The sequence below is a fragment of the Actinomadura sp. SCN-SB genome (assembly GCF_043906805.1).
Lineage (GTDB): Bacteria > Actinomycetota > Actinomycetes > Streptosporangiales > Streptosporangiaceae > Spirillospora.
Genome location: NZ_JBIMPP010000023.1, coordinates 99619 through 110899 on the forward strand (window position 1 = coordinate 99619; position 11281 = coordinate 110899).

Annotated in this window: 12 protein-coding genes; 5 read left to right on the forward strand and 7 right to left on the reverse strand. The window is 72.1% G+C overall.

The window, feature by feature from the left end; genetic code table 11:
- Window positions 1–21: 21 nt before the first annotated feature.
- The 6 genes from ACGWYJ_RS17370 to ACGWYJ_RS17395 all read right to left on the reverse strand — a co-directional run bounded on the left by ACGWYJ_RS17370 (window position 22) and on the right by ACGWYJ_RS17395 (window position 4555).
- A complete protein-coding gene (locus ACGWYJ_RS17370) occupies window positions 22–738 on the reverse strand; it encodes an urease accessory protein UreD (RefSeq protein WP_395107017.1) in 717 nt (238 codons plus the stop codon).
- Window positions 735–1412, reverse strand: a complete 678-nt coding sequence (ureG, locus tag ACGWYJ_RS17375) for an urease accessory protein UreG (RefSeq protein WP_395107019.1) — start codon at window positions 1410–1412, stop codon at window positions 735–737. Before ureG ends, ACGWYJ_RS17370 begins: the two co-directional genes overlap by 4 nt.
- A gap of 12 nt (window positions 1413–1424) precedes the next feature.
- Window positions 1425–2102: an urease accessory protein UreF gene (locus tag ACGWYJ_RS17380; protein WP_395107020.1), complete on the reverse strand. Its 678-nt coding sequence runs from the start codon at window positions 2100–2102 to the stop codon at window positions 1425–1427.
- Between the two features lies 1 nt (window position 2103).
- On the reverse strand, window positions 2104–3831 hold the full coding sequence (locus ACGWYJ_RS17385) for an urease subunit alpha (protein WP_395107023.1): 1728 nt from the start codon (window positions 3829–3831) through the stop codon (window positions 2104–2106).
- Window positions 3832–3944: 113 nt separating this feature from the next.
- Window positions 3945–4256, reverse strand: coding sequence for an urease subunit beta (locus ACGWYJ_RS17390; RefSeq protein WP_395107024.1), 312 nt, complete (start codon window positions 4254–4256; stop codon window positions 3945–3947).
- On the reverse strand, window positions 4253–4555 hold the full coding sequence (locus tag ACGWYJ_RS17395; protein ID WP_285694818.1) for an urease subunit gamma: 303 nt from the start codon (window positions 4553–4555) through the stop codon (window positions 4253–4255). The genes ACGWYJ_RS17390 and ACGWYJ_RS17395 overlap by 4 nt, the downstream gene beginning before the upstream one ends.
- A 325-nt stretch (window positions 4556–4880) precedes the next feature.
- Between ACGWYJ_RS17395 and ACGWYJ_RS17400 the strand changes: the two genes are divergently transcribed.
- Both ACGWYJ_RS17400 and ACGWYJ_RS17405 read left to right on the forward strand, forming a co-directional pair.
- Complete coding sequence (locus ACGWYJ_RS17400) at window positions 4881–6500, forward strand: FAD-dependent oxidoreductase (RefSeq protein ID WP_395107026.1); 1620 nt, start codon at window positions 4881–4883, stop codon at window positions 6498–6500.
- 3 nt (window positions 6501–6503) lie between these two features.
- On the forward strand, window positions 6504–7166 hold the full coding sequence (locus tag ACGWYJ_RS17405) for a Rid family hydrolase (protein WP_395107028.1): 663 nt from the start codon (window positions 6504–6506) through the stop codon (window positions 7164–7166).
- A 47-nt stretch (window positions 7167–7213) separates the two neighbouring features.
- On the opposite strand, the gene ACGWYJ_RS17410 is transcribed toward ACGWYJ_RS17405, so the two are convergent.
- Window positions 7214–7366: a hypothetical protein gene (locus tag ACGWYJ_RS17410; protein ID WP_395107030.1), complete on the reverse strand. Its 153-nt coding sequence runs from the start codon at window positions 7364–7366 to the stop codon at window positions 7214–7216.
- Window positions 7367–7539: 173 nt separating this feature from the next.
- Between ACGWYJ_RS17410 and dnaG the strand changes: the two genes are divergently transcribed.
- From dnaG to ACGWYJ_RS17425, 3 genes are all read left to right on the forward strand, one after another.
- The gene (gene dnaG, locus ACGWYJ_RS17415; protein WP_395107031.1) at window positions 7540–9453 is read left to right on the forward strand and encodes a DNA primase; all 1914 of its coding nucleotides are present in this window, start codon (window positions 7540–7542) and stop codon (window positions 9451–9453) included.
- Between the two features lie 71 nt (window positions 9454–9524).
- On the forward strand, window positions 9525–10670 hold the full coding sequence (gene rpoD / locus ACGWYJ_RS17420; protein WP_395107040.1) for an RNA polymerase sigma factor RpoD: 1146 nt from the start codon (window positions 9525–9527) through the stop codon (window positions 10668–10670).
- A 123-nt stretch (window positions 10671–10793) separates the two neighbouring features.
- Window positions 10794–11273 (forward strand): YbjQ family protein, encoded by a 480-nt coding sequence (locus tag ACGWYJ_RS17425; protein WP_395107033.1) that lies wholly within the window; start codon window positions 10794–10796, stop codon window positions 11271–11273.
- Window positions 11274–11281 lie beyond the last annotated feature (8 nt).

Here is an 11281-nt window from a genome sequence, read left to right on the forward strand (position 1 = left end):
GCCACATTGTGACCGAACGGGTCATACCACCGCGAGACGCCGTCTGAGGACGGCCGAGTCCGGTGCCGTCGCGGTGATGAGCACGCCGGGACCGGCGAGGGGCATCACGGCCAGCCCTTCCCCCGTTCGCGCGGAGCGGGGAAGGTCGCCGCCTACCAGCAGGACGCTTCCGACGGCACGGGCGTCCCCGAGGACGGCACGGCCCCGGTAGATGTGAGGGTCGTCCAGGCACAGCTCGTGCCGGAGCAGGGGAGCCCCGCCGAGGGTCACGTCCATGCGGCTGCTGTGGCGGCCAGGCTCTTCGCCGTGGCGTCCCAGGATCAGCTCCTCCCGCCAGCGCAGCGTCGCCCCGTGCGCGAGCGTGATGTGGGCTGTGGCGCGATGGTCGCAGCGGGCCGCGGCCACCGTCGGCTCGGGCGCGTAGTCCAGATGCCCACCGGCGTCCACGTCGGCCCGTACCGTCATCCGGGACGGGCCGTCGCCGGGCAGCGCGAGCGAGGTGGCGGCCGAGCGCAGCGCAAGCCGCGCACCGGCCCGCACGATGAGCTCCAGTTCGAGATCGTCGCCGCCGAGCGGGCCCGCCGCCGCACCCACCAGGTGGACACCGCCGGGCGTGGCGCGCAGCGCCAGCGGCCCGTCCGAGCGAAGCCGGGTCAGCCGCGTCCCGCCGGACGGGGAGCGCTCGGCGGTGACCGCGGCCCGAGCGGTGTAACCCCTGGTGGAGGCGGTCCGGGTCATGTGGTCACCGCTTGGCGGCCCGCCCACTCGCGCAGCACGCCGCGGAGCCAGCCGGTCACCTCGGGGGCGTCGGGACGCTCGCGCAACGAGGTGAACGCCACCGGCCCGCCGTCGCGGACGCGCGCGGCGTCCCGCGCCATCACCTCCAGGTCGCTCCCGACCAGCGGCGCCAGGTCGGTCTTGTTGACCACCAGCAGGTCGGCCGCCGCGACGCCCAGGCCGCCCTTGCGCGGGACGTCGTCGCCGCCCGCCACGTCCAGCACGAAGATCTGCGCGTCGGCCAGACCCCGGCTGAACAGCGCGGTGAGGTTGTCCCCGCCGCTCTCGACGATGACCAGGTCCAGCGTCCGGCCGTGCCGCTCCTCCAGCTCCTCCACCGCGTCGAGGTTGGCGGAGATGTCGTCCCGGATGGCGGTGTGCGGGCACGCGCCCGTCCGCACCGCGGTGATCCGGTCGGCGGCCAGCACCGCCTCGCGGCGCAGGAAGTCGGCGTCCTCGGTGGTGTAGATGTCGTTGGTCACCACGGCCAGCTCGAACTCGTCGCGCAGCGCCCGGCACAGCGCGGCGGTCAGCGCCGTCTTGCCGCTGCCGACCGGCCCGCCGATGCCCAGCCGCAGCGCGCGGCCCTGCGCGGGCGCCTCCCGGTACGGGTCGTGGTGATGGTGTGCCCCCATGGTGAACCTCCGTCAGGACTCGAACAGGCGCAGGTCGGCGCCCAGGTGCAGTTCGGCGTACCGGTCGAGGGCGGGCGCGGAGAGCGCCGGCAGCCCCGCCCAGTCATCGGGCCGCCGCGACGCCCGGCCCGCCACGGCGTCGATGGACGGGGCGAGGTCGGCCAGGACCCCGTGGACGGCCAGCGGGTCGAGGCCCAGCAGCCGCACGCCCGCCGAGGCCGCGCCGGTGACCGCCCCGTACGCGCTGATGGCGGCGGCCTGCGCCGGCGTGCCGCCCGCCGCCGCGGTCGCCGCGCCCTGGACGAGGGGCTGGTGCGGTGGCTCACGGCACGCGTCGGCGAGGGCGTCCAAGGCCGGATGTGGCCAGGTGCGCCGTGCCACGCGCAGAAGCGATCTGCCTTGCGCGCGGGACGCCTTGCGCTGGGCGGGCGAGGGGGTGCGTGCGTCCGCTTCCGCGTCCAGCCGTTCCCACGCCCAGCCAGAGGCGCGGGCGTGGGCGCAGGCGGCGGCGGCCAGGGCGGCCGACACCAGGCCCGCCGTCGCCAGACGTCCCCGGAGGAAGTCGGCCAGCCCCGCGACGTCCCTCACCTCGCCCGCCGTCACGGCCGGTTCCAGCCCGCCCGAGTGCGCGTGCCCGCCCGCCGGAAGCCGCGAGTCGGCGAGCAGCAGCAGCCGGGCGGGCAACTCCATGTCAGAAGAGGAAATAGCGCTGGGCCATGGGCAGCTCACCGGCCGGCGCGGGCTCGATCTCCTCGCCGTCGACCATGACGGTGAACGTGTCGGGATCCACCTCGATCCTCGGCAGCGCGTCGTTCAGCGGCATCGCGTCCTTCCCGAGCCCCCGGGTGTCCTTGACCGGCACCAGCGCCCGCCGCACCGCCAGCCTCCCGGCCAGCCCGTCCTCGATCGCGGCCTGCGACACGAAGTGCAGCGACGTCCCGGCGGCGACCGGCGGGGCGGCGCCGAACATCGGGCGCGGGAGCACCGGCTGCGGCGTCGGGATCGACGCGTTCGCGTCCCCCATCGCCGCCCACGCGATCATCCCGCCCTTCACCACCACGTGCGGCCGGACCCCGAAGAACGCCGGATCCCACAGCACCAGGTCGGCCAGCTTGCCCGGCTCCACCGAGCCGACCTCGCCGTCGAGACCGTGCGCGATCGCCGGGTTGATCGTGTACTTGGCGACGTACCGGCGGGCGCGCAGGTTGTCGGCCGGTCCCTCCAGGTCGCCCCGGCGCCGCTTCATCACGTGCGCGGTCTGCCAGGTGCGGATCACCGTCTCGCCGATCCGCCCCATCGCCTGCGAGTCCGACCCGATCATCGAGATCGCGCCCAGATCGTGCAGCACGTCCTCCGCCGCCATCGTGGTCGGCCTGATCCGGGACTCGGCGAACGCCAGATCCTCGGGCACCGACGGGTTGAGGTGATGGCACACCATCAGCATGTCGAGGTGCTCGTCGAGCGTATTCACCGTGTGCGGCCTCGTCGGGTTGGTGGACGACGGCAGCACGTTCGGATGCGAGGCCACCGTGATGATGTCCGGCGCGTGCCCGCCCCCGGCGCCCTCGGTGTGGTACGCGTGGATCGACCGGCCGCCGATGGCCTCCAGCGTCGACTCCACGTACCCGGCCTCGTTCAGGGTGTCGCTGTGCAGCGCCACCTGCACGCCCGACGCGTCCGCCACGCGCAGGCACGCGTCGATCGCGGCGGGCGTGGACCCCCAGTCCTCGTGCAGCTTGAACCCCGACGCCCCCGCGCGCAGCTGCTCCCAGAGGGCGTCCTCCGACACGGTGTTGCCCTTGCCGAGCAGCGCCACGTTCACCGGGTGGCCGTCCATCGCCTCCAGCATGCGCTGCAAGTACCAGGTGCCCGCGACGGTGGTCGCCTTCGTCCCCTCCGCCGGGCCCGTGCCGCCGCCGATCAGCGTGGTCACCCCCGCGCCGAGCGCCGTGTCCACCAGCTGCGGGCAGATGAAGTGGACGTGCGAGTCCACCGCGCCCGCCGTCAGGATCCTGCCGTTGCCCGCCAGCACCTCGGTGGACGGCCCGATCACCAGGTCCGGATGGACACCGTCCATCGTGTCCGGATTACCCGCCTTGCCGAGCGCGACGATCCGCCCGTCCCTGACACCGACGTCGGCCTTGACGATCCCCCAGTGATCCAGCACCACCGCACCGGTGATGACGAGATCGAGCGCCCCCTCGGCACGCGTCGCACGCGCCTGGCCCATCGACTCCCGGATCACCTTGCCGCCCCCGAACACCGCCTCGTCCCCGGCACCCGCCGGCCCGCGACTGCGATCCTCGGTGACCTCGATGAACAGATCCGTGTCGGCCAGCCGCACACGATCCCCCACAGTGGGCCCGTACAACGCGGCATACCGCTCCCGCGAGAGCTGAGTCGCCCGCTCAGTGTTCATGGCCTCGCCTCCGCTCGGCGCTTCGCGGGCGCTTTGGGCGGTGTCTTCCCTCGTCGCTCCAGTCGCTCGTTCCTCGCTCCCTGCGCTCCTCAGTCCAGACACCGCCCGCCCGCTCAGTGCTCATTGCCTTGGGCTCCTTCCAGGCGGAGGCCGGGGACGACCCGGGCTCCGGCCAGCGGGACGAGGTCGACGTCGCGGGTGATGCCGGGCTCGAACCGCACGGCCGTACCGGCGGGGATGTCGAGGCGGTGGCCGCGCGCCGCGTCCCGGTCGAAGTCCAGCGCGGGATTGGCCACGGCGAAGTGGTAGTGCGAGCCGACCTGAACCGGCCGGTCACCGGTGTTCACGACCGTGACCGTGACCCGGGGACGTCCCGGGTTCAGCTCGACCGGCTCGGCACCGACGACGATCTCCCCCGGGATCATGGGATCGGCCTGTGGACGGTGACGAGCTTGGTGCCGTCGGGGAACGTCGCCTCGATCTGCACCGAGTCCAGGAGTTCCGGGACGCCCTCCATGACGTCGTCACGGGTGAGGACGGTGCGGCCGGACTCCATCAGCTCGGCCACGGTGCGCCCGTCGCGGGCGCCCTCCAGGATGTGCACCGCGATGATCGCGGTGGCCTCGGGATGGTTGAGGCGCAGCCCGCGGGCCCGCCGATCGCGGGCCACGCCGGCGGCCACATGGATCAGCAGGCGTTCCTGCTCGTGTGGAGTGATCAGCACAGTTCACGACGCTATCCCCATGCTGACCTGCGGCGGAACGGGCACGTTGCGCATTTAACGCCGTTTTCACACGGCGGGGGTGGCCTTAACGCGCCGTCGGCGCGTCCAAGGCGGCCGACCGGTTCCCGGCCGTGGCCGGCGGCGGGGCGCGTACGGGAGGCGAGCATCCTATCGAGATCGGGCGTTCCGGACCTTCGTTGTGAGGAGGTTGAAACCAGCATCTAACGCCACGTTTTGCTGTGAAACACAACCCTTACCCGGCGATCCCGTGTCCGAAATGCAGTGATCTCAGACTCCCGGTCGTCAAGATCAATGGAGGTGTTCCTTGGCGATCGGACATGCATCGGACGAGCCCGGGTTCAGCCGGCGGAGCTTCCTCGCGCGGGTCGGCGCCACCGGCGGCGCAGGCGCGATGTTCGCCACCATGGGCGCGCTCGGCCTGGCGCCCAGCGCCGAGGCGGCGACCAAGACGCCCTTCCAGCCTCCGCGTCCGTCGGACTTCTCGCTGCGCGGCCGGGGAGCGGCGAAGGTCGTCGTGCTGGGCGCGGGCATCGCGGGACTGACCGCCGCCTACGAGCTCGGCAAGGCCGGGTACAACGTGACGATCCTGGAGGCGCAGGACCGGGTCGGCGGGCGCAACCGGACCCTGCGCGGTGGCGACAAGCTGACCGAGATCGGCGGCGCCACCCAGCACATCGGGTTCTCCAAGGGCCAGTACATGAACGCCGGGCCCGCGCGCATCGCGCAGTGGATGACCACCATGGACTACTGCCGCGAACTCGGCGTGCCCCTGGAGGTGTTCACCAACTCCAACGCCGACGCCTACATCTACAACGAGTCGGCCGGCATGACCGCCCCGGTGCGCTGGCGCACCGCGAAGGCCGACGTGTACGGCTACATCTCCGAGCTGCTGGCCAAGGCCACCGACCAGGGCGCGCTGGACCAGCGGCTCACCGCGACCGACAAGGAACGGCTGATCTCGTTCCTGACCTCGTTCGGGGCGATCAGGGGACGGGCCGACGGGTTCGCCTACCGGGGCACCGACGGGCGCCGCGGCTACTCGGTGAACCCCGGCGCCGGGCACACGTCCGGAACGGTCCTCGGCCCGGTGCCGTCGCTGTCGGAGGTCCTGGCCAGCGGCGTCGGGCTGCGCTTCTCCTTCGAGTTCGGCTACAGCCAGGCCATGCTGATGTTCCAGCCGGTCGGCGGCATGGACCAGATCCCGCGCGCGCTGGCCCAGGCCATCGGGCACGGGAAGATCCGCACCGGCAGCAAGGTCACCAAGATCACCAATCTGGCGCGCGGCGTCCGGGTCGAGTACCAGAAGAACGGCCGGACCAGCGTCCTGGAGGCGGACTACTGCATCGCCACCCTGCCGCCGCACATCCTCGCCAAGATCCCGCACAACCTGGGCGCGAACGTGCAGGCGGCGCTGGCCACCCCCGTCCCGGAGTCCACCGGCAAGATCGGCCTGGAGTACCGCAGGCGCTGGTGGGAGGAGGACGAGGGCATCTACGGCGGCATCACCAACACCGACCTGGACCTGTCCACCATCTGGTACCCGTCGTCCGGCTACGGCAGCGGGGGACGCGGTGTGGTCATCGGCTACTACAACTTCGGGGGGAACGCCGACCGGTACGCCGCGATGACGCACGCCGACCGGCTGCGGCGCGCGCTCGACCAGGGCGCGAAGATCCACGGCGAGAAGTACCGGCAGGGCGTGGCCTCCTCCGCGTCCATCGCCTGGACCCGGCAGCCGCACATCGAGGGCGGCTGGATCGGGTGGCCGTCGAGGGGCGCCGAGTACGCCCTGCTCAACGAGCCGCAGGGCAACGTCTACTTCTCCGGGGACTGGCTCAGCTACGAGATCGCCTGGCAGCACGGCGCGTTCGAGTCCGCCCGGAAGGTCGTCACCGAGCTCCACCAGCGCGTACTGAAGGGCTGACCCATGGCACGCACTTCGCCGCTCGCGCGCAGGCTCGTCCTGGCCGGGGCCGCGGCCGTCGTCCTCGTCGGCGGGGGAGGCGTGGCCTCCGCCGCGCCGCACAAGGCGCCGCGCCCGCCCAAGCCCACCGAGGTCCGCCCCGCGTTGCCGGCGGGCCAGAGCAACCCGTCCATCGCCGAAGGCGTCGCGGTCGGCTCGGCGGTCGCCACCTACACCGCCAGCGGGATCGGGCCGACGGCCGCCAACCCGTCCGCCCCCGCCGGCGCCCCCGAGCGTTACGTCGACTTCCCCGGCGGGACGCTGCCGCCCGGCGTGACGCTGACCGAGGCGCAGGCCATCAACGCGCTGAAGGCCATCGGCGAGAACCTGAAGGCCCAGGGGCTCACGCACCGGGACGTCATCTCGATGCGCGCCTACCTCTCCAACCCGCCCGGTGCCGACGTGGCGGACTTCGCCGGGTGGAACCGCGCCTACCGGCAGTTCTACGCCAACACCGACCTGGTCACCGGGAAGGTGGTGGACGTCCCGCTGGGAAGCGCGCCGCCCGCGAAGCCGATGCTGGTCAACCCCGCCCGCCCGGCCCGGGTCACCATCGAGATCGAGAACCTGCCGGTCAACGGCTGGCTGGTCGAGGTCGAGGTGGTGGCGGCCTTCCGCCGCCACTGAGCGACCGGGACCGAGCGGTCAGGACGGAGCGGACTCCGGCACCACCCTCAGTCCGATGACGGGTGGTCCGGCACCAGCCCGTCCCGGAACACGATGTCCTCGGCGCATCCCGGGGAGGCGAAGCGGATCACCGTCACCTCGCCCTCCCGGCGGACGACTCGGTACGTCTGCCGGGAGGGCGAGATCGCCAGGTCCGGCACCCACACCCACGCCGGCCGGCGCCGCCACGGCGAGCAGCCGGGACGTCACGCCGTCGTCGGCGGTGGTCGGCCACACGATCGGTGTCGTCACATGCTCCTGCATATCAGTGAGGTGTGACGGGCTTTGGGGTCTCGGGGGATGGATGTCCCTTGGCAGGAATAGACTCGCCGCCGTGGCAGGCCGGATTCGTAACGAGGACATCGCGCTGGTTCGCGAGCGGTCGCCGATCGAGGCGGTGATCGGTGAGTATCTCCAGCTCCGCAACGCGGGCGGCGGCAACCTCAAGGGTCTGTGCCCCTTCCACGACGAGAAGTCGCCGTCGTTCAACGTCACCCCGGCCCGCGGCCTGTGGTACTGCTTCGGCTGCGCGGCGGGCGGCGATGTGATCAAGTTCGTGCAGGAGATCGACCACCTGTCGTTCGGCGAGGCGGTGGAGCGGCTGGCGGCCAAGGCCGGCGTCCAGCTCCGGTACGAGGAGGGCACGGGCGGCTACACCCCCCGGCAGGACTCGGGGCAGCGCGCGCGCCTGCTGGAGGCGCACCGGGCCGCCGCCGAGTTCTACGCCGAGCGGTTGCAGAGCCCCGAGGGCGGCCTGGGCCGCAAGTTCCTGTCCGAGCGGGGGTTCGAGCTCGCCGACGCCGCGGCGTTCGGAGTCGGGTTCGCGCCGCGCGAGTGGGAGGGGCTGGTCCGGCACCTGCGCGGGCGCGGCTTCGCCGACCGCGACCTGATCATGGGCGGGCTGGCCAAGGAGGGGCGCCGCGGCCCCATGGACCGGTTCCGCGGCCGGCTGATGTGGCCGATCCGGGACCTGAGCGGGGACGTGATCGGGTTCGGCGCCCGCAAGCTCTACGACGAGGACGACGGCCCCAAGTACCTCAACACCCCCGAGTCGCCGCTGTTCCACAAGGGCTCGGTGCTGTACGGGGCGGATCTGGCGAAGAAGGAGATCGCGCGGCGCCGGCAGGCCGTGGTGGTCGAGGGCTACACCGACGTGATGGCCTGCCACCTGTCCGGGGTGCCGACGGCCGTCGCCACCTGCGGCACCTCGTTCGGCGACGACCACATCAAGATCCTGCGCCGGCTACTGATGGACCAGGACGAGTTCCGCGGCGAGGTGATCTTCACCTTCGACGGCGACTCCGCCGGGCAGCGGGCGGCGCTGCGGGCGTTCGCCGACGAGCAGAAGTTCGTCACGCAGACCTTCGTGGCGGTGCAGCCCGACGGCCTGGACCCGTGCGACCTGCGCGTCCGGCAGGGCGACGCGGCGGTGCGCGACCTGGTGGCCTCCCGGGTGCCCCTGTTCGAGTTCGCCATCCGCAGCGCGATCCAGCAGCACGACCTCGACACCGCCGAGGGACGGCTGGCCGCGCTCGACGCGGCGGCGCCGGTGGTCGCCTCCATCAAGGACCGCGCGCTGCGCCAGATGTACGCGGTCAGCCTGGACCGCTGGCTCGGCATCATGGACGAGCAGTTCGTGCTGGGCCGGGTGCGGGAGCTGTCCGCGCGGCGCGGCGGGGCGGGCGCCCCCGCGAACGGCCGGGGCCGGACACCGAACGGCCGCCGGGGCGCCCCCGGGACGCCGGCCGGCGACGAGCGTCCCGCGTTCGATCCGGCCGATCCCGAGGTGCGGCGCGAACGGGAGCTGCTGAAGCTGGCGGTGCAGTGGCCGGCGCTGCTGGGACCGGAGTTCGACCAGGTCCCGGCGGACGCGTTCATCGCGCCGCCGCACGCCGCGGTACGCCAGGTCATCGCCTCGGCCGGGGGCGTCACGGCGGCCGGGGGCAGCGCCGAGTGGGTGGCGCGGCTGCTGGAGCGGGCCCCGAACGACCAGGTCAGGGCGCTGGTGACGCAGCTCGGAGTGGAGCCGGTACACGCCGCACAGGAATCGGACGACCGCTATGCCGCCGAACTGCTCGCCCGAATCCAGGAACGCCAGCTCACGCGCTTGATCACGGAGCTGAAATCTAAACTCCAGCGGCTGAATCCGGCCGAACAGGCCGAGGAGTACAACCGGGTCTTCGGCGATCTTGTGGCGTATGAGCAGCAGAGACGGGTGTTGCGGGAGCGTGGTCTCGGGTCGCAGTGATCCGGCCAATCTCGAAATGGGTCCTGTGATCTTGGGCCCGATTGACGCAGACTGTCACCGTGGGCCCTTCGGTGCTGCCTAGCGAGGCGCCATCGGTTGACCAGGTGGCGGACCTTGTCGCGCGCGGCAGAGAACGCGGCGGTGTGACCGTCGATGACGTAGCCGCTGCACTCGATCGCTCCGACTTGCCGGACGACTCTCTCGAGCGGGTCGTCCGGATGCTCGCAGAGCAGGGGGTAGAGGTCCTCGAGTCCCAGCAGGAGACCGAGGACGTCACGCGAGCGGACGAGGGAGACCTCGGCAAGCGGGCGCCGACGAGCGATCTGGTCCGGATCTACCTCCGGGAAATCGGTCGCGTACCGCTGCTCACGGCAGAAGATGAAGTCGAACTCGCGAAATCGATCGAGGCGGGACTGTTCGCCGAGGAGAAGATGGCGCACACCGCCATCCTGTCCCGGTCCGAGCGGCTCGACCTCGAACTGCTCGCCCGCGAGGGAGTGCGGGCGAAGCAACGCCTGATCGAGGCCAACCTGCGCCTGGTGGTGTCGATCGCCAAACGCTATGTGGGCCGGGGGATGCTGTTCCTCGACCTGATCCAGGAGGGAAATCTCGGACTCATCCGTGCGGTCGAGAAATTCGACTACACCAAGGGATTCAAGTTCTCGACCTACGCCACCTGGTGGATCAGGCAGGCGATCACCAGGGCGATCGCCGACCAGGCCCGGACCATCCGGATCCCCGTCCACATGGTGGAGACCATCAACAAGCTGGTCCGGGTGCAACGGCAGATGCACCAGGACCTCGGCCGTGAACCCACCCCCGAGGAGATCGGCCTGGAGATGGGGCTGAGCCCCGCCCGGGTCGTGGAGATCCAGCGGATCGCCCAGGAGCCGGTCTCGTTGCAGTCGCCGATCGGTGAGGAGGATTCCGACCTCGGCGACTTCATCGAGGACGCCGACGCGGTCGTGCCCATGGAGGCGGCGGCGTTCATCCTGCTGCAGGACCAGCTCGAGGACATCCTGGGCACGCTGTCGGACCGCGAGCAGCGCATCATCCAGCTGCGCTTCGGGCTGACCGACGGCCATCCGCGGACGCTGGAGGAGGTCGGCCGGGAGTTCGGGGTCACGCGGGAGCGGATCCGCCAGATCGAGTCCAAGACTCTGGCGAAGCTGCGCCACCCCTCGCGCGCCCAGATGCTCCGGGAGTACCTCGACTGATCGCGGACCGATCGCGGCGCCGCCCGCCGCTGCCCCGCCCCCTACGGGCGCCGGGGCCGCGGCGGGCGCGTCGAATCGGGCGGAGCAGCACATTTCCCCGTCCGCGTGGATTACGGTTGGGGCATGCTGATCGTGACGACTGATGGCCTCCCGGGGTACGAGATCCGCAGCGTGCTCGGTGAGGCGCTGGGGGTGGCGGTCCAGACCGATCAGGGCCGTGCCGGGACGGGGGGCACTTCCAGCAGCACGTTCCGGGTGACCGGCGAGCAGCCGGTCAACGGGCTGGCCGCCGCGCGCCGCCAGGCCGTGGAGCGGCTCGGTGAGGAGGCGCGCCGCAAGGGCGCGAACGCCGTGGTGGGGATGTGCTTCGACACCGCCGCGCTCGCCGGGGGCGGCCACGAGGTCTGCGCGTACGGCACCGCGGTGTGGGCGGAGGCCGCGCCCGCGCAAAGCGCGCAGCCGGCGCAGCCCGGTCACTCGGCGGCGATCCCCAAGCAGCAGCCGCAGGGGCAGCAGGTGCCGCCGTACGGCGAGCACCAGCCGAGCGGCCCCCCGATGGCGGCGCGCAACCTCACCATCGGTTTGAGCGACCGCCCCAGGTGATCCGGCGC